Source organism: Dokdonella ginsengisoli (assembly GCF_042652785.1).
Classification (GTDB): domain Bacteria; phylum Pseudomonadota; class Gammaproteobacteria; order Xanthomonadales; family Rhodanobacteraceae; genus Dokdonella_A; species Dokdonella_A ginsengisoli.
In genome coordinates, this window is the sequence record NZ_JBHSHD010000010.1 from 349,115 (window position 1) to 374,328 (window position 25,214).

The following is a 25,214-nucleotide window of genomic DNA, read 5'->3' on the forward strand; positions in this document are numbered from 1 at the left end:
CCGCGAGCTGCTACGCTTCTCAGCCCTCAGCCCTCAGCCCTCAGCCCTCAGCCCTCAGCCCTCAGCCCTCCTCTTAGCCCTCAGCCCTCAGCCCTCAGCCCTCCTCTTAGCCCTCAGCCCTCAGCCCTCACTCATGCGCATCGGCCAAGGCATCGACGTCCACGCATTCGGACCCGGCGATCACGTCGTGCTCGCCGGCGTGGCCGTGCCGCACGACCGCGGCCTGGTCGCGCACTCCGACGGCGACGTCGTGATCCACGCGCTGTGCGACGCGCTGCTCGGCGCGCTCGCGCTCGGCGACATCGGCATCCACTTCCCACCCAGCGATCCGCGCTGGAAGGGCGTCAGCAGCCGGCATTTCCTGCTGCACTGCGCGGCGCTGATGATCGATCGCGGCTACGCGCTCGCCAACGCCGACGTGACCATCGTCTGCGAGCGGCCGAAGATCGCGCCGCACGTCGAGGCGATGCGGCGCAATCTCGCCACCGATCTGGGCTGCGCGATCGGCGACGTCAGCGTGAAGGCGACCACCAGCGAGAAGCTCGGCTTCACCGGCCGCGGCGAGGGCATCGCCGCCTTCGCCGTGGTGCTGCTGCAGCGCAGCCGCGCGCCGCAGACGGTGGACGTGGACGATCCGGCGCTGCGCGAGCTGGTCAGCCGCGTCGAGCTGGATCCGCGATCCTGACGGAAGGGTTTCGATGGAACTGCCCCGCGCGCACGGCGCGCCGCCACTGACCGGCCGTCTGCGCGCCGAACCGGCCGACTTCGAAGTCGAGGAGGAGCGCGGCTTCGAGCCGAGCGGGCAGGGCGAGCACGCGTTCCTGATCATCGAGAAGACCGGCGCGAACACCGAATGGGTGGCGCGGCAGCTCGCCGCCGCCGCCGGCGTGGCGCCGGTCGCGGTCGGCTACGCCGGCCTCAAGGACCGCCACGCCGTGACGCGGCAAGCGTTCACCGTGCAGCTGTCCGGCCGCGCCGATCCGGACTGGTCGGCGCTGGCGATTCCCGGCGTGCAGGTGCTGTCGGCGGCGCGGCACGATCGCAAGCTCAAGCGCGGCGCGCACCGCGGCAACCGCTTCCGCATCCGGCTGCGCGACGTGCGCGGCGAACGCGCTGCCGCCGAAACGCAGCTCGAGGCGATCCGCGCGCGCGGCGTGCCGAACTATTTCGGCGAACAGCGTTTCGGCACGGACCGGCGCAATCTCGCGCTGGCCGAAGCCCTGTTCGCCGGGCGTCGCCTGCCGCGCGAGCAGCGCGGCTTCGCACTCTCGGCGGCGCGTTCGGAACTGTTCAATGCGGTGCTGGCCAGGCGCGTCTCGGACGACAGCTGGGACCGTGCGCTCGACGGCGAGGTATGGATGCTGGCCGGATCGAACGCGATCTTCGGGCCCGAGCCGTGGAACGAGGACCTTGCGCGTCGGCTGGCCGCGTTCGACATCGACCCGACCGGGCCGCTGTGGGGCGCGGGCGAACTGCGCAGCGCGGCTGCGGTGCGCGCGCTCGAACTGGCGGCGATCGAGCCGCTGGCGCCGCTGGCCCGCGGACTGGAGCGCGAGGATCTGGGGCAGCAGCGTCGCGCCCTGCGCCTGCGGCCGGGCGACCTGGCGTGGAGCTGGGAAGGCGAGGATCGCCTGGTGCTCGACTTCCGCCTGCCGGCCGGCGCGTTCGCCACCGTGGTGCTGCGCGAAGTCTTCGACGCCCCCGATCCGCAGGGCTGAGCGTCCTCTCCGGCCCGCGCAGGGAATCCTCACTGCCGTCAATCCGCACGAGCGGCAATCCAGGGCGCCTCGTAGGGGCGGCGCCGACAATGGATGCCCGCGTTCGCGGGCATGACGTCGCAAGGGGCATCCGCGATGCGTGACGTCGTGGAGTCGTCGTCGTTCGCGTGGGAGCGGGAGTCGACGCGGCTTCGTCGGTGCGATACCGCGGCGAGCCGCCCATTGCGGGCGGAGGCCTGCTTCGAGACTGACTTGAAAGAAGGCCGCGGCCCGCGCTGTGGCGGGCCGCGGCGCGGTTCTCAGCCGTGCACCGCGACGGCGGTCATGTCGTTGTGGTTGACCAGCGGGCGGCCGGACAGCTTGCGCAGTCCGACGTAGAACACCGGCGTCAGGAACAGGCCGAACAGGGTCACGCCGATCATGCCGGAGAACACCGTGATGCCGGTGATCGAGCGCACCTCGGCGCCGGCGCCGTGCGAGAACACCAGCGGCACGGTACCGGCGATGAAGGCGACCGAGGTCATCACGATCGGGCGCAGTCGCAGGCGGCACGCTTCCAGCGCGGCCTCGACGATGCCCTTGCCCTGGAACTCCAGCTCGCGTGCGAACTCGACGATCAGGATCGCGTTCTTGCAGGCCAGTCCCATCAGCACCACCAGTCCGACCTGGACGAAGGTGTTGTTGTCGCCGCCGAGCAGCTTCACGCCGGCCAGCGCCGACAGCATGCACATCGGCACGATCAGGATCACCGCCAGCGGCAGCGTCCAGCTCTCGTACAGCGCGGCGAGCACCAGGAAGGCGAGCAGGATGGCCAGCGGGAACACCACCAGCGCGGCCTTGCCCTGGGTGGCTTCCTGGTAGCTCAGGTCGGTCCACTCGAACGTCATGCCGTTGGGCAGCACCTGCTTGGCGATCTCGTTGATCTTGTCCATCGCCTGCGCCGACGACAGCATCGACGGTTCGGCTTCGCCGAGCAGGTCGGCCGCCGGATAGCCGTTGTAGCGCAGCACCGGATCGGGGCCGTAGGTCTGCTTGATCGTCACCATCGAGCCGATCGGCACCATCTCGCCGCGGTCGTTGCGCGTCTTCAGATTGGCGATGTCCTCGACGCTGTCGCGGAACGGACCGTCGGCCTGCGCGATCACCTGCCAGGTGCGTCCGAACAGGTTGAAGTCGTTGACGTAGGCCGAACCGAGATAGGTCTGCAAGGTGGCGAACAGCTCGGTCAGCGGCACGCCCTGCGCCTTCGCCTTGGCGCGATCGACCTCGGCGTCGTACTGCGGCATGTTGGCCTGGTAGGTGCTGATCGGGAAGCCCATGCCCGGCGTCTGCGCCACCGTGCCCTGGAACGCGGTCACCGCGTTCTGCAGCGCGCCGTAGCCGAGACTGGCGCGGTCCTCGATGAACAGCGAGTAGCCCGATCCGTTGCCCAGGCCGAGGATCGGCGGCGGCAGCAGGGCGAAAGTGAAGCCTTCCTGGATGCCGTGGATCTTCTGGTTGATCGAGTCGTTGATCTCCTTCGCCGTGCGATGGCGCTCGCCGAACGGCTTGAGCGGGAAGAACACCAGGCCGGTATTGGGCGTGTTGCTGAACTGCAGCGCGTTCAGGCCCGGGAACGCGCCCGAACTCTCGACGCCTTCCTCGGCCAGGCCGATCTTCACGACCTTGTTCAGCACCGCGTCGGTGCGCTCGATCGAGGAGCCTTCCGGCAGCTTCACGCCGGCCATCAGGTACATCTTGTCCTGGATCGGGATGAAGCCGCGCGGCACCAGCTGGAACATCAGGCCGGTGCCGACCAGCAGCAGGGCGTAGACCAGGAACACCGCGCCGCGGAACTTCAGCGTGCGCGAGACGGCGCCCTGGTACTTGTCCGAACTCGCCTTGAAGAAGCGGTTGAACGGGCGGAACACCCAGCCGAACATCCGGTCGATCAGGCGCGAGGGCAGGTCCTTGGGCGCGTCGTGCGACTTCAGCAGCTTCGCCGCCAGCGCCGGCGACAGGGTCAGCGAGTTGATCGCCGAGATCACCGTCGAGATCGCGATGGTCACCGCGAACTGCTTGTAGAACTGCCCGGTCACGCCGGTCAGGAACGCCATCGGCACGAACACCGCGCACAGCACCAGCGCGATCGCGATGATCGGTCCGGACACCTCGGTCATTGCCTGGTGCGCCGCCTGCAGCGGCGTGCGGCCTTCCTCGATGTTGCGCTCCACGTTCTCCACCACCACGATCGCGTCGTCGACGACGATGCCGATCGCCAGCACCAACCCGAACAGGGTCAGCGTGTTGATCGAGAAGCCGAGCACGTACAGCGCGGCGAACGTGCCGACGATCGACACCGGCACCGCGATCAGCGGAATGATCGAGGCGCGCCAGGTCTGCAGGAACAGGATCACCACCAGCACCACCAGCAGCACCGCCTCGAGCAGGGTGCTGACCACCGCCTTGATCGAATCGCGCACGAAGATCGTGGTGTCGTACGGCGCGCTGTACTCGATGCCTTCGGGGAAGCGCTTGGACAGCTCGGCCATCTTGTTCATGACCGCTTCCTGGATCGCCAGCGCATTCGCGCCGGGTGCCTGGAAGATGCCGATGCCGGCCGCGTTGTGGCCTTCCATCTGCGCGCGCAGCGTGTAGTCGCCGGCGCCCAGCTGCAGGCGCGCGACGTCGGCCAGGCGCACGATTTCGCCGTTGCCGCCGCTCTTGAGCACGATCTCGCCGAACTGTTCGGGCGTGCTGAGGCGGCCCTGCGCGTTGATCGGGATCAGGAAGTCGCTGCCGCCGGGAATCGGCTCGGCGCCGACCTGGCCGGCCGAGACCTGCACGTTCTGCTCGCGGATCGCGTTGAGCACGTCGCTGGCGGTGAGCCCGCGCGAGGCGATCTTGTCCGGATCGAGCCAGATGCGCATCGCGTAGTCGCCGCCGCCGAAGATCTGCGCGTCACCGACGCCCGGCAGCCGCGCCAGCTCGTCCTTGACGTTGAGCACGGCGTAGTTGCGCAGGTACAGGGTGTCGTACTTGCCGCTCTTGGACGACAGGAACACCACCATCAGGAAGGTCGGCGACTGCTTCTGCACGGTCACGCCCTGGCGCCGCACGTCCTCGGGCAGGCGCGCCTGCGCCTGGCTGACGCGGTTCTGCACGCGCACCGTCGAATCGTCCGGATCGGTACCGGGACGGAAGGTGACGGTGATCTGCAGCACGCCGTCGGAGCCGGCGATCGACTTCATGTACATCAGGTTCTCGACGCCGTTGATGGCGGCTTCGAGCGGCTGTGCCACGGTTTCGGCGATCACCTTCGGATTGGCGCCGGGGTAGACCGTGCGCACGATCACCGACGGCGGAACCACCTCGGGGTATTCGCTGATCGGCAGCAGCGGGATCGCGATCAGGCCGGCGGCGAAGATCACGATCGACAGCACCGCCGCGAAGATCGGGCGGTCGATGAAGAACTTGGAAAAATCCACGTGTCGGTCCCCTTATTTCGCCGCCACCGCCGGCGCCGCCGGCGGCGCGCCCATCGGCACCTCGGCCGGCTTCACCGGCGCGCCGGGGAAGAAGATCTTCTGCACCCCGGCGACGATGACCTTGTCGCCGGCGTCGAGGCCCGACTGCACCACGCGCAGGCCCTCGACCATGCCGCCGAGGGTGACGTCCTTGCGCATCGCCTTGTTCTCCGGGCCGAGCACGTAGACGTACTTGCGGTCCTGGTCGGTGAGCACGGCCTTGTCGTCGATCAGCATGGCCTTGAACTCGGCGCTGCCTTCCAGCTGCACGCGCGCGTACAGGCCCGGCGTGAACACGCGGTCGGCGTTCGGCACCACGGCGCGCGCATTGATCGTGCCGGTGGCCGGATCGACCTGGTTGTTGACGAAGTTGACCGTGCCGGCGTACGGGAAGCCGCTGTCGTTGGCCAGCCCCACGCGCACCGGATTGTCCGAGTTCGCGCGCTCGCCCTTGCGCGCCAGTTCGCTGTAGCGCAGGAAGGTCTGCTCGTCGGGCTGGAAGTAGACGTAGACCGGATCCTGCGAGACGACGCTGGTCAGTACGCTCTGGTCGGCCTGGACCAGGTTGCCGAGCGTCAGCAGCGCGCGCCCGACGCGGCCGGCGATCGGCGAGCGCACCTCGGTGTATTCGAGGTTGAGCTTGGCCGTGGCCAGCGCCGCGTCGGTGGCGCGCACCTCGGCGTTGGCCTGGCCGAGCGTCGCGCTGCGGGTGTCGTAGTCGTCGCGCGAGATCGCACCGGTCTTGATCAGCGACTGCGCGCGCTGGTCCTGCGCCTGGGCCAGCTTGGCCGAGGCGCGCGCGCGGTCGAGCTGGGCGGCGGCGTTGTCGAGCGCGGCCTTGTACGGCCGCTGGTCGATGACGAACAGCAGGTCGCCCTGCTTGACCTCGTCGCCCTCCTTGAACGCGATGCGCTGGATGTAGCCGCCGACGCGTGCGCGCACGTCGACCGAATCGGTCGCCGCGACGCGGCCGGTGAAGGCGTCCCATTGCCGGACCGGCTTGGAGACGACGGCGGCGACGCTGACGTCGGGCGGTGGCGGCATGCCGGCGTGCGGCGCGGCCGCGTTCTTGTTGCAGGCGGCGAGCACGGCCAGCAGGCCGAGCGCGAGCGCGGATTTCAGGGGTAGGACGAGATGGCGCGTAGGCATTGCGAGTGTCCCTGATGATGAATGGTGGAATCGGCAGCGCAACCCCGGATGCCGTCGGACGGCACCGTTGGCGTCGTCGGCGGCAGCAGCGACGAAGCCGGGGCGAGGCGGGGCGCGCATGGTCGGGGAAGCCTGCTGCCAACGTCGTGGCAGGAGCTTCGCCCGGACCATGCGAGCAGCCGGATGCGCATCGCATTGCCTCGTTGGGGCCGGGCAAACCGATATCAACGGATATCCTGAAAAATAATTTAGATCGCCCGTCTGCGGACGCGGCGCAGAGGCGTCGCGACGATCAGGTGCGCAGCGCCTGCAGAAGCACGATCACCGCGCCGGTGCCGCCCTGCGCCGGACGTGCCGACGTGAAGGCGAGCACATCGGCGCGACGGCGCAGCAGGGTGTCGGTCAGCTGCTTGAGCACCGGACCGTGCGCCTTGGAGCGCAGTCCCTTGCCGTGCACGATGCGCACGCAGAGCCGGTCCTCGCGGCGGCTCTCGTCGAGGAACTGGCGGATCGCCTCGCGCGCGACCGCGCTGGTCATGTCGTGCAGGTCGATCTCGGCGCGCACGCTGAACTGGCCGCGGCGCAGGCGTTGCAGCAGGCGCTGCTGCTGTCCCGTCTTGAGGTAGGCGATCTCGTCGCCGCCTTCGATGCTCGCGTCGAGCGGCGGTGCGAGCAGCTCGCCGATGACGCGGGCCTCGTCCAGCTGCGCCTGGGTCGGCTCCGGCGCCGGCCGCGGCGCGCTCGGCTCGGCCGCGGACGATGGCTTGAGCGGGCGCACCGGCCCGATCGCCTCGCGGAATAGCGCGGCGTCGTCCGCCGCGGACGGCTCGTCCGGATCGGGGGCGGGACGGAAGCGCGACTTCATCGGCCAAGCATAGCCGGCACGGCGTGCGACTGAACATGGCGTTAAATCCGGTCCGCGGGCTCAGCCGTGGTTCGGTTTTCGCCGCCGACGATGCCGGCCGCATCGGCACGCTCCGATGCGACGCGAAGATCCCGCTGCAAGGAGGAAGACATGAAGATCCATCTGATGGGTGCCACGGTCCTGCTGATCGCCGGCATCGGTACGGCCTCGGCGCAGACCGTTCCGCGCGACAAGCCCGATGCGCACGCCGTGGACGCGGCGAAAGTGGTCACGGTGGAACAGTGGAGCAAGCGGCGCGGCGCGAAGGTGATCTGGGGCAGCGATCCGCAGCGCCTGCCGAAGACCTCGGCGGTGCAGACCTCGTCCCGTGTCGACGCCGACCAGGTCGGCACTGTCGAACAGCAGGCGCGCGAACGCGGCCATCGCGAGATGTGGTTCAAGTATCCGCAGCAGCGCAACGGCGTGGTGGCGTCGAACTCGCGCACGGCCGCAGCTTCTGCGACGAAGAAGGCCGTGGTGCACAAGCCGGCCGCGACGGACGCCGCGCAGCAGCCGTAGTCCGCATGCGGGCCCCGGCACGGCGCGTCCTTCGTCGCGCCGTGCCGGACCGGCGACCAGGCGCCGCCGCACCGGGGCCGGAGCAGGCGGCGGCGCGAATCCGCTATCATCCGTGTTTCGCGGACGAAGTTCGGCGGCTGCGTCCCCGCGACGCGGCCGCGTTCCGTTCGCATCCCGCAACGGCGCGGCGGTCCGTCCGCACGCGCCTGCGTTCGCGGGAGTCCCGACGAATCTGCACGGATGGAGAGCATGCGAGTCCTGGTCAGCAACGATGACGGCGTCGACGCACCGGGCATCCGCGTGCTGCACGAGCGGCTCGCCGCGGTCGGCGAAGTCACCGTCGTCGCGCCGGACCGCGACCGTTCCGGCGCCAGCAACTCGCTGACCCTGGACCAGCCGATCCGCGTGGTCCGTCTCGACGAGGATCGCTGGCGCGTCGCCGGCACGCCGACCGACTGCGTGCATCTGGCGCTGTCGGGGCTGCTCGATCACGAACCGGACATCGTCGTTTCCGGAATCAACAACGCCGCCAACCTCGGCGACGACGTGATCTACTCCGGCACCGTCTCCGCGGCGATGGAAGGGCGCTTCCTCGGCCTGCCGGCGATCGCGGTGTCGCTGGTCTCGCGCGACCACGAAGGCGTTCACTACGACAGCGCCGCCGAAGCGGTGCTGCTGCTGATGCGCCGCCTGCTGGTCGATCCGCTGCCGGCCGACACGATCCTCAACGTCAACGTGCCGGACCGCCCGTGGAGCGAGATCCGCGGCCTGGCCGTGACGCGCCTGGGACGGCGCCACCGCTCGGCGCCGTGCATCGCGCAGACCGATCCGCGCGGACGGCCGATCTATTGGATCGGCCCACCGGGCGAGGCCGCCGACGACGGCCCCGGCACCGATTTCAACGCGGTGCGCGACGGCTACGTGTCGATCACGCCGATCCACGTCGACCTCACGCGCTTCCAGGCGCTGGAGAAGGTCAGCGGCTGGGTCGCCGCGCTGCAGCCGAAGTTCGATGCGGCCTGAGTCCTGCCGCCGGGGCCGCCGCGCATGAGCCTGTTCTCGCGGCGCGACTCGTCGGCACGCGGGCTGGGCATGACCTCGCAGCGCGCGCGCGACCGCCTGGTCGAGCGGCTGGTCGCCGAAGGCATCCGCGATCGCCGCGTGCTCGACGTGATGCGCCAGCTGCCGCGGCACCTGTTCATCGACGAGGCGCTCGCCTCGCGCGCCTACGAGGACACCGCGTTGCCGATCGGGCAGGGCCAGACGATCTCGCAGCCGTTCATCGTCGCGCGCATGACCGAAGCGCTGATCCAGCCGAAGCTGCCGCGGCGCGTGCTCGAGATCGGCACCGGCTCCGGCTATCAGTGCGCGGTGCTCGCGCAGCTGGTGGAGCAGGTGTACACGGTCGAGCGCATCGACGAGCTGCTGCGCAACGCGCGGCGCCTGTTCCGCAAGATCGGCATCGCCAACGTGCGCTCGCGTCACGCCGACGGCCGTCTCGGCTGGCCGGAGGAAGCGCCGTTCGACGCGATCATCCTGACCGCGGCCGGCGTGCAGCTGGAGGAATCGCTGCTCGACCAGCTCGCTCCGGACGGCTGCCTGATCGCACCGGTCGGCCCGGCCGGGCGGCAGCAGCTGGTGCGCGTGCGCGCCGACGCCGAGGGCTGGGTGCGCGAATCACTCGGGGCGGTCAGTTTCGTCCCGCTGCTCGGAGGAACCGGATGAATCGTCGAAAGGAAGGGTCGCGATGAAGTTGTTCCGACCGATGTACGAAGCCGCGCTGCGCTGGGCGGCACATCCGAAGGCTGAGCCGTACCTGGGCGGGCTCAGCTTCGTCGAGGCGATCATCTTCCCGATCGCGCCGGAGATCATGCTGGCGCCGATGGTGCTGGCCAAGCCCGAGCGCTGGTTCCGCTACGCCACCATCAGCGTGGTCTGCTCGCTGCTCGGCGCGCTGGTCGGCTATGCGCTCGGCCACTACGCCTTCGCCGCGCTGCGCCCGCTGTTCGACGATCTGGGCTGGCTGCCGCGCATCGACGCGCTGGTGCTGCAGCTCAAGCAGGACGTCGCCCAGCATCCGTGGACCGCGTTCTGGACCCTCGTGGTGGCCGGCTTCATGCCGGTGCCGTTGAAGATTTTCACCTGGGCCTCGGGCATCGTCGGGGTACCCTTGATCGCCTTCGTCGCCAGCATGTTCGTCGGCCGCGGCAAGCGCGTGTACCTGCTGGCCGGCATGATCCGGCTCGGCGGCCAGCGCGCCGAAGCGGCGCTGCACCGCTGGATCGAATGGATCGGCTGGATCGCGGTGGCGCTGGTCGTGCTGGTGGTTATCTACTTCAAGTTTCTTCGGTAAGGTACTGTGATGAAAAGCGGTTTCTCGATCCGGCATGCGCTTTGGACGGTCGCGCTGGCGTTCCTTGCCGGCTGCGCCTCGAACGGGCCTGCGCCGGTGGAGGATCGCAGCCTGGGCGGCTCGCGCGTGGTCTCGCGGCCGGAAACCCGGCCCGCCGCGCAGCCGCCCGGCGGCACCTACAAGGTGCAGCGCGGCGACACGCTCTACAGCATCGCGTTCCGCCACGGCACCGACTATCGCGAGCTGGCCGGCTGGAACGGCATCTCGGCGCCGTACACGATCTACGTCGGGCAGGAACTGCGCCTGGCACCGAAGTCGGGTGCCAGGGCCGCGCCGCCGCCGGGCCGTTCGCCGTCGACGCCGGTCATCGCCACGGTGACGCCGGCTTCCGGCAAGCCTTCCGTGCCGGCTCCGGCGCCGTTCGAGGACGTCACGTCCTCCGCTTCGACGGCCGCGCCGCCGCCGGCCGCGGCGACTGCGCCGGCGGCATCGGCGCCGGCTGCTACAGCCACTGCCGCGCCGCCGCCGGTGGCACCGCCGCCGAAGCCGGTCGAGGTGCAGTCGGCGCCGCCGACCGCGACCAACGTTTCCGGTGACGTCGCCTGGCGCTGGCCGGCCGACGGCCAGGTCGTCGCGACGTTCGTCGCCGGCGACCAGACCCGGCAGGGCGTCGACATCGCCGGCAAGTCCGGCGATCCGGTACGCGCGGCCGCCGACGGCAGCGTGGTCTACAGCGGCAACGGCCTGATCGGCTACGGCGAACTGATCATCGTCAAGCACAGCCCCGGCTTCCTTTCCGCCTACGGCTACAACCGCAAGCGGCTGGTGAAGGAGGGCGACGCGGTCAAGTCCGGCCAGGTCATCGCCGAGATGGGCTCGAGCAGCGCCAGCCGCGACTCGCTGCACTTCGAGATCCGCAAGAACGGCAAGCCGGCCAATCCGCTCGATTATCTGCCGCGGCGTTGACGCGCTAAGCTCGGCGAGTGAGCGTAGGTCCACATTCCCGCGACGACGGCCCGGATCCGCGCGATTCCGCGCTCGAAGGCCTGCTCGACCTGATCGATGCGGTCGAGCCGCAGGACGAGGAGGCGCGCAGCTCCACCGGCGCCTACCTCGCCGAGATCGGCCTGATCCCGCTGCTCGACGCCGAGGACGAATGGGCGCTGGCCGCGCGCGTGCAGACCGGCGACGCCGAGGCGCGGCGCCGCATGATCGAGGCGAACCTGCGCCTGGTCGTCACCGTCGCGCGCGCCTACGTCGGCCGCGGCGTGCTGCTGATGGACCTCATCGCCGAAGGCAATCTCGGCCTGATCCGCGCCGTCGAGAAATTCGATCCGGCGCGGCGCCTGCGTTTCTCGACCTATGCGGTGTGGTGGATCCGCGACGCGGTGCAGTCGGCGGTGATGAACCAGGGTCGCACCGTGCGCGTGCCGGTGCACGTGCTGCGCGAGCTGGCGCAGATCCTGCGCGAGGAACGCGAGCTGGCCTCGCGCCTGGGTGCGCCACCGAGCCTGGAGCAGGTCGCCGCCGCGGTCGGCAAGAGCGTGCAGGACGTGGCCGAGCTGTTCCGCATCAACGAGCGCGTCGGTTCGCTCGACGCCGCGCTGGAAGCCGGCGAACGCGCGCTGATCGGACAGATCCAGGAAGCCGAGGAATCGCCCAGCCCGAACGCGATCAGTGGCGACCGCCTCGCCACTGCGCTGGCGCAACTCGGCGAGCGGCAGCGCACCGTGCTGCAGCGCCGCTTCGGCCTGGACGGCACGCCGGTGCAGTCGCTGGCCGAGATCGGCCGCGACCTGGGCATCTCGCGCGAACGCGCGCGGCAGATCCATGCCGAGGCGTTGAAGAAACTCAGCGCCTTGCTGCGCGAGGCGGATGGGGCGAGGGAGGGGTAGCCTGTCGCGGACGCGTGGCGGGGAATCGGCCCTGGATTCGGCGGCGTACCCAGGGCGTGGCCGCATGGCCTCGCAGTCGGGGCAAACGGATCGCGTGACCGCGACTGGGCATTTGCACGGAAATTGTCCAGGGGTTCTTTCTTCCGGTGCATGCACTGGATGTGCTCGACTAGGCAGCTGTGTCAGAAAATGCGGTTCGGCAGCAGCGAAACCGGCTAGCGGAGCGGCCGGGCGCTGCGGCGATGAAACCGTCGGCAAGTACATGCGCGCTTCGCTTCGTTGCTCGTGGCGCGTCACCATTCATTCGTGGGGTCCTATGAAAAGCAGGTCGGCATCGCGCACCGCGCGCGGATTGGGCAAGTCGTTGCTGGTCGTTCCCATTGCGCTCGCGCTGGGAACATTCGCGTCGGGCGCCGCGGCGGCGGATTTCGCGGGCGTCGATGCGCTGCACGCATCGCATGCGCCGGCGAGCGATCTGCCGGCGGGGTATCGCGCGACGGTGCAGGCGAACCTGGGCATTCCGGAATTCCTCAAGGCCGGGCGATCGGTGCCGAATCTGGCCGGCTCGATGCTGCTGGTTTCCGATCCGGCGCCGATCGCGCGCAGCTATCTGAAGTCGCTGGCCCCGCTCTACCGCATCAGCGCCGCGGAAATCGACGCGTTGGACGTGTTCGACAGCCAGCGTTTGCGCAACGGCGCGGCGATCGTGCGCCTGGAGAACCGCGTCGACGGCGTCCAGGTCTTCCGCGACGGTTTCAACGTGCTGATCCGCGCCGACGGCTCGCTCGATACGGTCAGCGGCTACGCCTCGGGCGCGAACGGCGACGCGGCCGCGCGACGCTTCGTGCGCAGCGCCGAGCAGTCGATCGCGAGCGCGCTGCGGCAGGACTTCAACTTCGTGTCGTCGTCCGCCGCCGCGTCGTTCACGCTCACCGGCGAGAGCGGCGACTACGCGTCGTACGCAACCGGCCTGACCGGCGCGAATGGCGAGACGCTGCTGCAGGCCGCGCGCGTCAAGCCGGTCTACTTCCGCACCGCCGACGGGCTGACGGCGGCCCACTACGTGGAATTGAACGTCGGTTCGGCAGACGGCGACCGCTACTACTCCTACGTCATCTCCGCGCAGGACGGCACGATCCTGTTCCGCAACAACCTGACCGCCGACCTGTCGCCCTTCAGCTACCGCGTGTGGGCGGACACGACGGCGCCGTTCGTGCCGTACGCAGGCCCGCAGGGCCGCAACGGCACGCCGCATCCGACCGGCCAGCCGGACGGCTACCAGGCGCCGTTGACGCCGCCCAACCTGGTCACGCTGGTCAATGCGATCACCGATTCCGCGTCGGTGGCCGCCAACGATCCCTGGCTCGCCGACGCGGCCACCGAGACGGTCGGCAACAACGTCAACGCCTATGCCAACCTCACCGGCGGCGATGCGCTGAACGCGCCGGGCGACTACCGCGCCGACGTCACCAGCGAACGCACCTTCGATCGCGTCTACGACACCACCAAGGATCCGCAGGTCGACTCCGACCAGATCAAGGCGTCGGTGACGCAGCTGTTCTACATGAACAATTTCCTGCACGACTGGTACTACGACGCCGGCTTCGACGAGCCGGCACGCAATGCGCAGACCAGCAACTACGGCCGCGGCGGCAGCCAGAACGACGAGATTCAGGCGCAGGCGCAGGACGTCAGCGGCACCGACAACGCGAACATGTACACGCCGTCCGACGGCGGCAAGCCACGCATGCGCATGTACGTCTTCAACGGCGCCGGCGGAGCGCGCATCACCTATTCGGACGGCTTCAGCGGCGAGGTCGAGCCGGGTACGGGCGCGTTCGGACTCACCAACTTCGATCTCACCAACACCATCGTGCGGCCCGATCCGCTGGACGCCTGCGCGGTGCTGACCAATGCGGCCGCCGTGGCCGGGAAGATCGTGCTGGTCGATCGCGGTAATTGCGATTTCAACGCCAAGGCCAAGACGGCGGAAACTGCCGGTGCGGCCGCCGTGATCATCGCCAACGTCGCCACCAGCAACAACCCGGGCGATGCGCCGGGCATGGCGGCGAGCACTCCGCCGATCCCGGTCGCCATCGGCACCCTCAGCCTCAATCTCGCCGATGGCGACGCCCTGCGCACGGCGGTCGGCGCCGGTACGGTCACGGCGCACATGGAACGCGCATCCGGCATCCGTCGCGACGGCACCATCGACGACGGAATCATCGCGCACGAATGGGGCCACTACATCAGCAATCGCCTGGTCGGCGACGCGAACGGTCTGAGCACCAACCAGGCCGGCGGCATGGGCGAAGGGTTCGGCGACTTCCACGCCATGCTGCTGCTCGTGCGCGCCGAGGACGCCGCATTGCCGGCGACGCCGGACTTCACCGGCGTCTACGCCAATGGCGCCTATACCGCGTCGACCTTCGTGACGCTGCCGGGCCAGATCAACAATGGCTATTACGAAGGCATCCGCCGCTATCCGTATTCGATCGACATGTCGAAGAATCCGCTGACCTACCGCCACATCGTGGACGGCGTCGCGTTGCCGACCACGCCACCTCCGGCGTTCGGCGCCTCCGGTGGCTCGAACAGCGAAGCGCACGCGACCGGCGAGGTCTGGGCCAGCATGTTGTGGGAGTGCTACGCCTCGCTGCTGCGCGACAGCGATCGCCTGAGCTTCCTCGAGGCACAGGACCGCATGAAGCGCTACCTGGTGGCGGGCTACAAGCTGATGCCCAACGCGCCGACCTTCGTCACCGCGCGCGACGCGATTCTCAGCGCGATCCAGTCGCAGAGCGAGGAGGACTACGCGCTCTGCGGGGCGGGATTCGCCAAGCGCGGCCTCGGCGCCGGCGCGATCGCCGGCAGTCCGGACGACAACTCCGGTGCGGTCGAAAGCTTCGCCGTCTTCAACGACCAGATCTTCGCGAACGGATTCGACGGCGACTGATAAGGGTGGGACGACGCGACGCCGTGCGGGACTTCTCCCGACGCGTCGCGATCGCCGGCGCTTCGGTGGAGATCGCAGCTGCCGGGGCGCCGTCCCGACTTGCCCTCTGGTGCGAAATGAAATCGCCGGCATGACGCCGGCGATTTCATTTCGACCGCCCGCATTCCAGCGGATGCGGTCCATCCGGCGCGGCGTCTGCGCGCTGTCCTCGATGGGTCCGCGCGAATCGCTCTCCGCCCGTCACCCCGCACGATCGGCCGTGCCTCGGGGCGTACCATCGCGCGAGGGCTCGCGACGGGACGAGCCCAGCGTGCGCTCGATCGCTGCGACGAAGTCCGCGTCGACCTCGCCGAGCTTGCTGCTGCGCGCGACGATGCGACCTTGCGCGTCGAGCAGGACCAGCACGCTGGAGTGGCTGAACTCGTGGTTCTCGAGCTGCTTGTACTGGATGCCGAGCACGGCGGCGAGGCGGCGCACGTCCGGTTTCGCCGTGCGCGCCAGTCTCCAGCGCGGGACGTCGACGCCGTGCTGCTCGGCGGTGCGCTTCAGGGCGGCCGACGTGTCCCGCTCCGGATCGATGCTGACCAGCAGCACGTCGAGCCGCGCACGATCGACCTCGGGCAGTTCGCGTTCGGTCTTCTTCAGCGTGTCGATGATCAGCGGGCAGACGAACTGGCAGGAGGTATAGAACATGCTGACCAGGCGTGGCCCGTCGCGGCCGTCGGCGAAACGCAGCGGCTTGCCGTCCTGGTCGGTCAGCGGCACGGCCAGGTGATAGACCGAATCGCTGGGGAGATTCGTCGTCGTGGCGGGTTCGGTTTCGAGCGCGCTCGCCGACGGCGGCCACGATGCGGCGAGGAAGACGGCGAGCAGCAAGGAGGCGAGTGCGAACAAGGGTTTCATGGCGAGGATTCCTTCGCGTCGCGCGCGCAGCGGAAACCGAGATTGCGCGTGGTGTCGGCCGCCTGCAGCGAGGACAGCATGGCGATGCGCATCAGCAGGGCGTAGTTGTCGCGGTCGCGCAGGCTCATCGCGGCGGCGCCGCAGAATTTCAGCCGGTCCGGATCGTTCTGGTCGCGGCTGTCGGCGCTGACCATCATCGCCGCGTAGTCGTCGACCCATTCCCACACCAGACCGTGCAGGTCGCGCACGCCGAACAGGTTCGGTTCGCCGCCGATCGTGCCGGGCGCGCCGGTCGAAGGCTTTGCGTACCAGTCGAGCAGCTTGCGCCGCCACGCGGCATCGTCGCGCGCGTCGGCGACGGTGCCGCTGGCCGCGGCGGCGCGTTCCCACTCGATCCAGCTCGGCAGCCGTGCGCCTTCGGCTTCGCAATACGCCTGCGCGGCGAACCAGCTGACCCGCGTCACCGGCTGCGCGGGCAGGGCGTCGGCGCCGAGCGCGTCGGGCGCCTGCCACTGCGAGAGGTACTGGCCGTCTGCGAAGACCGACGGTACGCGGTCGCGTTGCCACTGCGGATGGCGTTCGACGAAGGCGAGGAACTCGGCATTGGTGACCGGCTCGCTGCGCAATGCGTAGGCGGCGATCGAATCCGGCTTCGCGTCCGGGCTGTTCTCGATCACGCTGACGAACGAGGTCGCCGGAATGTCGACGTAGACCGGTGCCGGATTCGCCGCTGCTGCGACAACGGGAAGGGCGAGGGCGATCGTCGCGGGCAGACGGCGCCGGCGAGGGTGCCGTTCGCCGTCGATGACTTCGGCGCGCGCCATCGTCTTCAATGCTCGGCCTGTTTCGCGTTGGGATTCTCGGCGCGCGCGGCCGCCGCTTCGTCCTTCGTAGCGAGCCCGCCCGGATTGCCCCAGCTGTTCAGCACGAAGGTCGCGATGTTGGCGACTTCGTCGTCGGTGAGCTGGTTCATCGGCGGCATCACCGAGTTGTAGTCGGTGCCGTTGACCGTGACCTTGCCGCTGAGGCCGTGCAGTATCGTCTTGACGATGCGCCTGGGATCCTGCGCGATGTAATCGGACCCGGCCAGCGGCGGGAACACGCCTTTCAGGCCCTCGCCGTTGGCCTGGTGGCAGACCGAGCAGGTGCCGGTGAACAGCTGCTTGCCGGCGGCGATCTGTTCGTCCCGGGTCAGCGTGCCGGCGGCGTGCGCCTTCGCCGCCGTGCTGACCGCCTTGAGATTGGGTTCGGCGCGATCGCCCAGATAGACCGAATCGACCTCCTTGCCGGAGTAGATCGCCTTGTTCTCGGCGCCGTCGACCTTGAGGATCGCCAGCGCGCCCTTGTTGAAGGCGCGGAAGATCGAGTGGTCGACCATCACGTAGCTGCCGGGCACTTCCAGGTGGAACTCGACGATCGCCGCGCCGCCGGCGGGAATCAGCGTGGTCTGCACGTTCTCCTGCGGATGCGTGCCGCCTTCGGGCTGCACGCGGTCGAAGATCTCGCCGATGACGTGAAAGCTCGAGACGAGGTTCGGGCCGCCGTTGCCGACGAACAGGCGCACCGTCTCGCCGGTCTTCGCCGGCAGCGACCTGTCGCCGGTGAGCGCGCCCTCCGCGCCGTTGAACAGCACGTAGGTCGGGTTCTCGTCGATGGCCTTCTCCATGTCGAACGGCTGCAGGCCCTTCTCGCGGTACTTGCCGGTCGTGTAGAAGTCGCCCTGCATCACGTAGTACTCGTGGTCGACCTTCGGCAGGCCTTCCGGCGGCTCGACCAGGATCAGGCCGTACATGCCGTTGGCGACGTGCATGCCGACCGGCGCGGTCGCGCAGTGGTAGACGTAGATGCCCTGGTTCAGCGCCTTGAACGTGAACTGCGATTCGTGTCCGGGTGCGGTGAAGCTCGACGCCGCGCCGCCGCCGGGTCCGGTCACGCCGTGCAGGTCGATGTTGTGCGGCATCTTGCTGTCCGGCGCGTTCTTCAGATGGAACTCGACCGTATCGCCCTGGCGCACGCGGATGAAGCTGCCCGGCACGGTGCCGCCGAAGGTCCAGAACGTGTAGGTCACGCCTTCGGAGATCGGCATTTCCTTCTCGACGACTTCGAGCTCGACCACGACCTTGGCCGGATGATCGCGGCCGACCGGCGGCGGCACGTGCGGCGGGCTGGTCAGCACGGCGTGGATCGGCTCGCCCTGCGGCGGTCCGAAGTCGCCGCGGGCGGAACCGCCGGTCGTCGGCGCATCAGCGGCGACGGTGTCGGACGCGCCGCCGGTGCAGCCGGCCAGGCCGGCGGCGACGACGACCGCGAGTGCAAGCGACAGACGATTCATGCGTTCCCCCATGTCCCGATGACGTTCGCAGTTTCCGACGAGGCGCGGGACGCCGCCCTGACGCAGGTCAAGGCGGCCCGATACGTGACGGGGCGGTGGAATTTCCGCAGCGAAGCCGGGGAGCCGCGGCGACGTTTCAGCCGGCGTTGCCGTCCACGCGCGGCGTCAGCCAGATCCACAGCGAACGCCCCACCCAGGGCGCGAACGCGAGCAGCCATCCGGACGCTGCAATGAGCAGCCATCGCGGCGCATCGGACGACAGCTCGGCGCCGATCCGCACCAGCGCGACGACCTGCAGCAGGGCGAACGTCGTCCACGCCACGGCGCCCATCTCCAGCGGCCGGCCGGAATGGCCTTGCGTCACGCGCGTGACCATCGCCACCAGCATCGAGCCGAAGAAACCGACGGTCAGCGCGTGCACCGGCGCGCGGCCGAGCAGGAAGCCGTGATCGAGGAAGGCGAGCAGGCTCTGCGTCGTGTACAGCGCGAAGGCGACCGGCAGCCAGGCGAACGAGAGATGCAGCGCCGCGAGTAACCCCGGCCGTCGGCACTTCCACGGCTGCCAGCCGATCGCATGAATCGCGAACACGATCGCCAGCGGCGCGTCGACGATCCACAGCCGGTCCTGCCGGTGCGTCAGGTCCAGCGTCAGATGCGCGAGCAGCAGCGCCCAGACGAGGGGCAGGCTCCAGGCCGGCTTGAACACACGATAGCGCGCACCGGCCACGTTCGCGCTGAAGAACGGCACCATGCGGTGGCAGACCGTGAAGTAGACCGGCAGCAGCAGGCCGAAAGTGCCGAGCTTGATCGCGACGAAGGCGAACTGCCACGGCGCGCCGAGTGCGAACGCGCCGAAGGCGGTCAGGCCGCAGGCGCCGAGCACGAGCGCGACGAAGCACGACAGCGCGTGGCGGTCGCGCGCCTCGTTGCCGGCGAGCACGCGGCCGAGCGCGACCAGCGCGGCGATCCAGCCGGCGAGCATCGCGGCGAGGCCGGCCAGCAGCAACGGCCGCAGGCCGAGCAGCCCGACCTGCGCGAGCAGGTAGCCGCCGAAGAGTCCGGCAAAGACCGGAACGTAGTGCCGGCGCCCGAGCGGCGTCTGGCCCGTCCAGCGTGGGAACACGGTCAGCAGGAAGCCGAACATGAAGCACGGCAGCATGCCGTACTGGGTGAAGACTGCGTGCGCCCACCCGGCCGGCACCGGCGCGGTGGGAAAGGAGAAGCCGAAGTAGCCGGCGCACAGGAAGCCGGTCCACCACAGCATCGACGCGATCACCGCCGTCGCGCCGGCAAGGAACATCAGCCGATGCGGCGCAGCGGCGAGCACGCGCGCGATTTCGGCCGGCGCCGCTCGCCGACCCCGCAGGCGCGCCGGGCGAGCGGCCTTCGCGGCGTGCGCGGCGCCGAGGGGCGTGCGTCCGGCATCGTCCTGCCTGTTCATGCGGCGAATGTGCAGCGGCGGCGGGGATTCCGCCTTGATCCCGGTCAGGCCGATGCCGCGCGCCGGTGCGGTCTCGAACGCGATCGCAGGCGACCGAAGCGGATATGCTCGCGCGCAGGATTTCGCTTCGCCGCTCCGGGGAACTCGCTCGATGATCGTCCTGCGCCGTCTGTCCGTCCTGCTCGCCACCGCGCTGCTCGCCGCACCCGCAGCGGCCGCCGACCTGTTCGTCGATCACGTCGACGGCTACACGCTCGACGGCGCCGGCACGCTGAAACGCTTCGAGGCGATGCTGGTGGAAAAGGGCAAGGTCGTGGCGACCGGCTCGCACGCCGAACTCGCCGCGCGCGCCGGCGGGGCGAAGGTCGTCGACGGCGGCGGGCGCACCCTGCTGCCGGGCCTGATCGACGCGCACGCGCACGTGATGGGCCTGGGCGTGGCGCTGCGCCAGGCCGACCTGATGCCGACGAAGTCGCTCGCCGAGGCGCTGGCGGTGGTGAAGTCCTACGCCGCCGCGCACCCGCAGATGCCATGGGTGCAGGGCCGCGGCTGGAACCAAGCGGTGTGGAAGCTCGGCCGCTTCCCGACCGCGCGGGAACTCGACACCGCCGTCGCCGACCGGCCGGTCTGGCTCGAGCGCGTCGACGGCCACGCCGGCTGGGCCAACGGCGCTGCGTTGAAGCTGGCCGGCATCGACAAGGACACGAAGGACCCGCCCGGCGGCCGCATCGAGCGCGATGCCGACGGGAGGCCCAGCGGCGTGCTGGTCGACGGCGCGATGGATCTGGTCGCGCGCAGGATTCCGCCGATGGACGCGCGCGAAGCGGAGAAGTCGCTCGACGCGGCGCTCGCGGAAATGGCGCGGGTCGGCCTCACCGGCGTGCACGACGCTGGCGTCGACGCCGACACCGTCGCGCTGTACCGGCGCTACGCCGACGCCGGCCGGCTCAGCGCGCGCATCTACGCGATGATCGGCGGCACCGGCGCCGACTTCGACCGCCTTGCCGCGAACGGCCCCGTCGTCGGCTACGGTGGCGGCTTCCTCGACGTGCGCGCGGTCAAGCTGTACGCGGACGGCGCGCTCGGCAGCCGCGGCGCCGCGTTGCTCGCACCGTACTCCGATCATCCCGGCGACAAGGGATTGCTGTTCCATTCGCCCGACGAGCTGACTGCGATGATCGGCAAGGCGATCGGCAAGGGCTACCAGCTCGGCGTGCACGCGATCGGCGACGCGGCCAACCGCGAGGTGCTCGACAGCTTCGCCGCGGTCTACCGCGAGCGCGGCGGAAAGGAGCTGCGCAACCGCATCGAGCACGCCCAGGTCGTGGCGGTGGACGACATCGCGCGCTTCCGCACGCTCGGCCTGATCGCCTCGATGCAGCCGACGCACGCGACCTCGGACATGAACATGGCCGAGGACCGGCTCGGCAAGGCGCGCATGGAGGGCGCCTACGCCTGGCGCACGTTCCTCAAGCAGGGCACGGTGATTGCGGCGGGCTCGGATTTTCCGGTCGAGTCGCCCAATCCGTTCTACGGCCTGTATTCGGCGGTCACGCGGCAGGATCACGACGGCCGTCCGCCCGGCGGCTGGTATCGGCAGCAGGACATGACCCTGCCCGAAGCGCTGCGCGCATTCACGCTGGATGCGGCGTACGCGGCGCACGCGGAAAAGACGCTCGGCACGCTCGAACCCGGCAAGTGGGCCGACTTCATCCTGATCGACCGCGACGTCTTCGCCGGCAAGCCGGCGCGCCTGTGGTCGACGGTGGTGCTGGAAACCTGGGTCGGCGGCCGCCGCGTGTACGCGCGCGAGGGCGGCTGAGCCTTCAGCGCTGCAGGATCGGGCGCGCCAGCTCGAACAGTTGCGCCGGCCGGGCGATCGTCACGTGGCGTGCGTCGACGCGGATCAGGCCCTGGTCCTGGAAGCGGCGCAGCACGCGGCTGACCGTTTCGGCGGCCAGGCGCAGGTAGTTGGCGACGTCGCCGCGCGACATCGCCAGGCGCAGCGTGTCGGCGGGATGGCCGCGTTCCGCGCAGCGCCGGCTGAAGCCGATCAGGAACGCGGCGAGGCGCTCGTCGGCGGAGTAGTCGCCGGCGAGCAGGGCGGCACTGCCGATGTCGCGGCTGAGACGGCGGAACAGCTCGCGCTGGATCGCCGGCACGCGCGCGGCCAGCGTGGCGAGCGCCGGAAACGAGAAGCGGCAGACCTCGACCTCGTCCAGCGCCACCGCGTCGCATGGATACACCTCCGGTTCGATCGCGTTGAGCCCGATCAGCTCGCCGGGCAGGTGGAAGCCGAGCACCAGTTCGCGGCCGCCCAGATCGATCAGACGCGTCTTCACGGTGCCGGTGCGCACGGCGTAGATCGCGCCGAAGCGGGCGCCGGTGCGGAAGATCGTGTCGCCGGCGTGGAACGTGCCGACGTGTTCGACGAGACAGTGCAGGTCGCGCAGCGCGGTCTTGTCGACGTCGCCGGCGATGCACACCGAGCCGAACGCGCAGGTCGAGCAGAAACGGTACTCGTCGCCGTCGTCGTCGGGCGGCGGCACCGCGCACTCTTGCATCATCGTCTGGACCATGCGCGAACCGGCCTTCTCACACGGCGCGCGAGTAGCGGACGCGTTGCGCGCCCGCGCCGACGTAGGCGTCGAAGCACATCGCGATGTTGCGCAACAGGAATTGGCCGCGCGGCGTCACCGCGATGCGCTCCGGCGTGCACTGGACCAGGCCGTCCGCAGCCAGCGCCTGCAGGCGTTCGAGCGAATGCCGGAAGTATTCGGCGAAGCGCACGAGATGGCGCGCCTCGAAGGCCGGAACGTCGAGCACACCGGCGCACATCAGCTGCTGGATCGCGTCGGCGCGCAGCCGGTCGTCGCGGTCCAGGCGCAGCCCGCGCACGGTCGGCAGGCGGCCGTCGTCGAGCGCGGCATAGTAGTCGGGCAGGTCCCTGGCGTTCTGGCTGAAGGTGTCGCCGACGCGGCTGATCGCGCTCATGCCGAAGCCGACGAGGTCGCAGGCGGCGTGGGTGGAGTAGCCCTGGAAGTTGCGCTGCAGGGTGCCGGCTTCGGCCGCGCGCGCCAGATCGTCGTGCGGCAGGGCGAAGTGGTCGACGCCGATGTAGCGGTAGCCGGCGGCGTCGAGCCTCTCGACGGCCAGCTGCAGCAAGCCCAGGCGCGCGCCCGCGTCGGGCAGGTCGAAGCGGTCGATGCGGCGCTGCGCGCGGAAGCGTTCCGGCAGGTGCGCGTAGCCGTAGGCCGCGATGCGCTCGGGGCGCAGCGCGATCACCTGCTCGAGCGTGCGCGCGAACGACGCCTCGGTCTGTTTCGGCAGGCCGTAGATCAGGTCGAGATTGATCGAGCGGATGCCGGCGTCGCGCGCGCCTTCCATCACGGCGCGCGTGCTTTCCACGCTCTGCACGCGGTTGATCGCGTGCTGCACGTCGGCGTCGAAGTCCTGCACGCCGATCGAGAGGCGATTGATGCCGGCCGCGGCGATGCGCCGCACGTAGCCGGCGTCGCAATGGCGCGGATCGATCTCCACGCCGAACTCGCGATCGGCGCGCTGACTGAACGCGAAGTGGCGGCCGAGCGTGTCGATCAGCTCGACCAGCTGGTCGGCGTCGAGGAAGTTCGGCGTGCCGCCGCCGAAGTGCAGCTGGGCGAGACGGCGATCGCGCGCGAACAGCGCCGCGACGGCCTCGATCTCGCGGTACAGCCGCGCCAGATAGCCGCCGGCGCGGCTGCGGTCGCGGGTGACGATGCGTGCGCAGCCGCAGTAGAAGCACGGCGAGAGGCAGAACGGCACGTGCACGTAGGCCGAGACGTCGCGCGGGATCGGATCTTCGTTCGAGGCGAGGATCGCGCGGCGCAGGTCCGCCTCGCCGAAATCGGCGCGGAAATGCGGCGCGGTCGGATAGGAGGTGTAGCGCGGCCCGTCGACGTCGTAGCGGGCGACGAGGGCGGGATCGAAGCAGGCGGCGGTCGGCGGTCGGGCAGGGTTCACCGCGCCATCGTGCCGCGCGTCGGCCGTGCACGCCTTGATCGGGGTCAAGCGGCGGCGGGACCGCCTTCGTCGCCGGCCGCCTTCGGCAGCATGATCGCCGCGACCACGCGGCGGCCTTCGCCGGCGAGCAGGTTGTAGGTGCGGCAAGCGGCGGCGTTGTCCATGACCTCCACGCCGATGCGCCGGCGCAGCAGGGCGACCATCGGCTCGCGCGGCGGGAACACCTGGCGCGCACCGGTGCCGAGCAGGACGACTTCGGGGGACAGCGCGGCGATCGCCTCGGCCGCGGCCGCATCGAACTGCGCGGCGGCGGTCACCGGCCAGTCCTCGACCAGGCGATCGGGGGCGAGCAGGAAGCTGCCGGTCAGCACGCGGTCGACCACCGTCACCGCGTCCGCCGTGCAGTTGCGGAAGAAGAGATGCCCTTCGGGCAAGTCCTGCGTGAACTGCATCGTGCTACTTGGGCAGCGTGAACTGCGCCTTGTCCGGATTGCGCTTGTAGAAGCAGGCGACCTTGCCGATGGTCTGCACCACCTCGGCCCCGGAGTGCGCGCGGATCGCCTCGATCGAGGCCTCGCGCGAGTCGCGTTCGTCATCCGCCAGCTTCACCTTGACCAGCTCGTGATGCGCCAGCGCGCTGTCGAACTCGGCCAGCAGGGCCGGCGTGACGCCTTTCTGGCCGACCAGGATCACCGGCTTGAGGTCGTGCGCGAAACCGCGCAGGTAACGCTTCTGGGACGAGGACAGGGGCATGAGCGAAAACTGAACGGAGACGGGCGGCAGGGGGCGCCGCGGGTCGCGCAGGTTATCATGCGCGATGGCCTCGAACGTCTTGTCGTACTTCGCTTTGTATGAAAAGTCCGCACCGGGATGTGCGGGTGCTTGCGGGGGACTCGCCTAATGTCGCGCAGCAAATCCAGCACCCGCTGGCTGCAGGAGCATTTCAGCGACCCCTACGTGAAGCGCGCCCAGGCCGAGGGCTGGCGCTCGCGGGCGGTGTTCAAGCTGGAGGAGCTGATCGAGCGCGACCGCCTGCTCAAGCCCGGCATGGTCATCGTCGACCTCGGCGCGGCCCCGGGCGGCTGGTCGCAGGTGGCGCGCGAACGGCTCGGCGAGAAGGGCCGCGTGATCGCCCTGGACATCCTGCCGATGCAGGGCATCGGCGGGGTCGAGTTCATCCACGGCGACTTCCGCGAGGAAGCGGTTCTCGAACAATTGAAACAGGCGCTTGGCGGCGCCGAGGTCGATCTTGTCCTTTCCGACATGGCCCCCAATCTCAGCGGCATGGCCGCGGTCGACCAGCCGCGCTCGATGCATCTGGTGGAACTGGCCGAGGAATTCGCCGCCGCGCACCTGCGTCCGGGCGGCTCGTTCCTGACCAAGGTGTTCCAGGGCGAGGGTTTTGACGAATTCGTAAGGCGCTTGCGCGCAGGCTATCAGCGCGTCAGCATCCGTAAACCGAAAGCCTCGCGGGCCAGGAGCCCGGAGGTCTACGCGCTGGCCGTCGGCAAGCGCGAACACAGTTGAGCAAGGCGA

21 protein-coding genes and 1 pseudogene are annotated in these 25,214 nt (G+C 69.7%); 11 read left to right on the top strand and 11 right to left on the bottom strand.

Features of this window, described 5'->3' with window-relative positions:
- Positions 1 to 133: 133 nt before the first annotated feature.
- Both ispF and truD read left to right on the top strand, forming a co-directional pair.
- Positions 134 to 601, top strand: a pseudogene (gene ispF, locus ACFO6Q_RS13815) (2-C-methyl-D-erythritol 2,4-cyclodiphosphate synthase); the annotation flags it as partial.
- 97 nt (positions 602 to 698) lie between these two features.
- Positions 699 to 1,718, top strand: a complete 1,020-nt coding sequence (gene truD / locus ACFO6Q_RS13820) for a tRNA pseudouridine(13) synthase TruD (protein ID WP_380021690.1) — start codon at positions 699 to 701, stop codon at positions 1,716 to 1,718.
- A gap of 299 nt (positions 1,719 to 2,017) precedes the next feature.
- On the opposite strand, the gene ACFO6Q_RS13825 is transcribed toward truD, so the two are convergent.
- The 3 genes from ACFO6Q_RS13825 to ACFO6Q_RS13835 all read right to left on the bottom strand — a co-directional run bounded on the left by ACFO6Q_RS13825 (position 2,018) and on the right by ACFO6Q_RS13835 (position 7,238).
- Positions 2,018 to 5,185 carry an efflux RND transporter permease subunit gene (locus tag ACFO6Q_RS13825; RefSeq protein WP_380021691.1) on the bottom strand — a complete coding sequence of 1,056 codons (3,168 nt, stop codon included), beginning with the start codon at positions 5,183 to 5,185 and terminating at the stop codon, positions 2,018 to 2,020.
- Positions 5,186 to 5,197: 12 nt separating this feature from the next.
- Positions 5,198 to 6,373: an efflux RND transporter periplasmic adaptor subunit gene (locus ACFO6Q_RS13830; RefSeq protein ID WP_380021692.1), complete on the bottom strand. Its 1,176-nt coding sequence runs from the start codon at positions 6,371 to 6,373 to the stop codon at positions 5,198 to 5,200.
- Between the two features lie 292 nt (positions 6,374 to 6,665).
- Positions 6,666 to 7,238 carry a Smr/MutS family protein gene (locus ACFO6Q_RS13835; protein WP_380021693.1) on the bottom strand — a complete coding sequence of 191 codons (573 nt, stop codon included), beginning with the start codon at positions 7,236 to 7,238 and terminating at the stop codon, positions 6,666 to 6,668.
- Between the two features lie 150 nt (positions 7,239 to 7,388).
- Between ACFO6Q_RS13835 and ACFO6Q_RS13840 the strand changes: the two genes are divergently transcribed.
- The 7 genes from ACFO6Q_RS13840 (at position 7,389) to ACFO6Q_RS13870 (ending at position 15,000) form a co-directional block, all read left to right on the top strand.
- On the top strand, positions 7,389 to 7,796 hold the full coding sequence (locus ACFO6Q_RS13840) for a hypothetical protein (RefSeq protein WP_380021694.1): 408 nt from the start codon (positions 7,389 to 7,391) through the stop codon (positions 7,794 to 7,796).
- Between the two features lie 249 nt (positions 7,797 to 8,045).
- Positions 8,046 to 8,819: a 5'/3'-nucleotidase SurE gene (gene surE, locus ACFO6Q_RS13845; protein ID WP_380021695.1), complete on the top strand. Its 774-nt coding sequence runs from the start codon at positions 8,046 to 8,048 to the stop codon at positions 8,817 to 8,819.
- A 24-nt stretch (positions 8,820 to 8,843) separates the two neighbouring features.
- The gene (locus tag ACFO6Q_RS13850; protein ID WP_380021696.1) at positions 8,844 to 9,521 is read left to right on the top strand and encodes a protein-L-isoaspartate(D-aspartate) O-methyltransferase; all 678 of its coding nucleotides are present in this window, start codon (positions 8,844 to 8,846) and stop codon (positions 9,519 to 9,521) included.
- Between the two features lie 22 nt (positions 9,522 to 9,543).
- The gene (locus ACFO6Q_RS13855; RefSeq protein ID WP_380021697.1) at positions 9,544 to 10,149 is read left to right on the top strand and encodes a YqaA family protein; all 606 of its coding nucleotides are present in this window, start codon (positions 9,544 to 9,546) and stop codon (positions 10,147 to 10,149) included.
- A 9-nt stretch (positions 10,150 to 10,158) separates the two neighbouring features.
- Complete coding sequence (locus ACFO6Q_RS13860) at positions 10,159 to 11,115, top strand: peptidoglycan DD-metalloendopeptidase family protein (protein ID WP_380021698.1); 957 nt, start codon at positions 10,159 to 10,161, stop codon at positions 11,113 to 11,115.
- 17 nt (positions 11,116 to 11,132) lie between these two features.
- The gene (locus ACFO6Q_RS13865; protein WP_380021699.1) at positions 11,133 to 12,044 is read left to right on the top strand and encodes a sigma-70 family RNA polymerase sigma factor; all 912 of its coding nucleotides are present in this window, start codon (positions 11,133 to 11,135) and stop codon (positions 12,042 to 12,044) included.
- Positions 12,045 to 12,408: 364 nt separating this feature from the next.
- Positions 12,409 to 15,000, top strand: coding sequence for a M36 family metallopeptidase (locus ACFO6Q_RS13870; protein ID WP_380021700.1), 2,592 nt, complete (start codon positions 12,409 to 12,411; stop codon positions 14,998 to 15,000).
- Between the two features lie 240 nt (positions 15,001 to 15,240).
- Here the strand turns inward: ACFO6Q_RS13870 and ACFO6Q_RS13875 are convergent, their stop codons facing one another.
- From ACFO6Q_RS13875 to ACFO6Q_RS13890, 4 genes are all read right to left on the bottom strand, one after another.
- Positions 15,241 to 15,903, bottom strand: coding sequence for an SCO family protein (locus ACFO6Q_RS13875; RefSeq protein WP_380021701.1), 663 nt, complete (start codon positions 15,901 to 15,903; stop codon positions 15,241 to 15,243).
- Positions 15,900 to 16,727, bottom strand: coding sequence for a formylglycine-generating enzyme family protein (locus ACFO6Q_RS13880; protein WP_380021702.1), 828 nt, complete (start codon positions 16,725 to 16,727; stop codon positions 15,900 to 15,902). The genes ACFO6Q_RS13875 and ACFO6Q_RS13880 overlap by 4 nt, the downstream gene beginning before the upstream one ends.
- A gap of 5 nt (positions 16,728 to 16,732) precedes the next feature.
- A complete protein-coding gene (gene nirK / locus ACFO6Q_RS13885; RefSeq protein WP_380021703.1) occupies positions 16,733 to 18,235 on the bottom strand; it encodes a copper-containing nitrite reductase in 1,503 nt (500 codons plus the stop codon).
- A gap of 136 nt (positions 18,236 to 18,371) precedes the next feature.
- On the bottom strand, positions 18,372 to 19,562 hold the full coding sequence (locus ACFO6Q_RS13890) for an NnrS family protein (protein ID WP_380021704.1): 1,191 nt from the start codon (positions 19,560 to 19,562) through the stop codon (positions 18,372 to 18,374).
- Positions 19,563 to 19,827: 265 nt separating this feature from the next.
- On the opposite strand from ACFO6Q_RS13890, the gene ACFO6Q_RS13895 reads away from it, so the two are divergent.
- Positions 19,828 to 21,498, top strand: a complete 1,671-nt coding sequence (locus ACFO6Q_RS13895; protein WP_380021705.1) for an amidohydrolase — start codon at positions 19,828 to 19,830, stop codon at positions 21,496 to 21,498.
- Between the two features lie 4 nt (positions 21,499 to 21,502).
- On the opposite strand, the gene ACFO6Q_RS13900 is transcribed toward ACFO6Q_RS13895, so the two are convergent.
- Genes ACFO6Q_RS13900 through yhbY form a run of 4 tightly spaced genes read right to left on the bottom strand, consistent with a single transcriptional unit; the run spans position 21,503 to position 24,431 of the window.
- Positions 21,503 to 22,255 (bottom strand): helix-turn-helix domain-containing protein, encoded by a 753-nt coding sequence (locus ACFO6Q_RS13900; RefSeq protein ID WP_380021706.1) that lies wholly within the window; start codon positions 22,253 to 22,255, stop codon positions 21,503 to 21,505.
- 16 nt (positions 22,256 to 22,271) lie between these two features.
- Positions 22,272 to 23,678, bottom strand: coding sequence for an oxygen-independent coproporphyrinogen III oxidase (gene hemN, locus ACFO6Q_RS13905; RefSeq protein ID WP_380021707.1), 1,407 nt, complete (start codon positions 23,676 to 23,678; stop codon positions 22,272 to 22,274).
- A 44-nt stretch (positions 23,679 to 23,722) separates the two neighbouring features.
- The gene (locus ACFO6Q_RS13910) at positions 23,723 to 24,130 is read right to left on the bottom strand and encodes an Mth938-like domain-containing protein (RefSeq protein WP_380021708.1); all 408 of its coding nucleotides are present in this window, start codon (positions 24,128 to 24,130) and stop codon (positions 23,723 to 23,725) included.
- Positions 24,131 to 24,134: 4 nt separating this feature from the next.
- Entirely contained in the window at positions 24,135 to 24,431 is a 297-nt protein-coding gene (yhbY, locus tag ACFO6Q_RS13915) for a ribosome assembly RNA-binding protein YhbY (RefSeq protein ID WP_380021709.1), read from the bottom strand.
- A gap of 147 nt (positions 24,432 to 24,578) precedes the next feature.
- Between yhbY and rlmE the strand changes: the two genes are divergently transcribed.
- Positions 24,579 to 25,205 carry a 23S rRNA (uridine(2552)-2'-O)-methyltransferase RlmE gene (rlmE, locus tag ACFO6Q_RS13920; protein WP_380021710.1) on the top strand — a complete coding sequence of 209 codons (627 nt, stop codon included), beginning with the start codon at positions 24,579 to 24,581 and terminating at the stop codon, positions 25,203 to 25,205.
- The last annotated feature ends 9 nt before the right edge of the window (positions 25,206 to 25,214 follow it).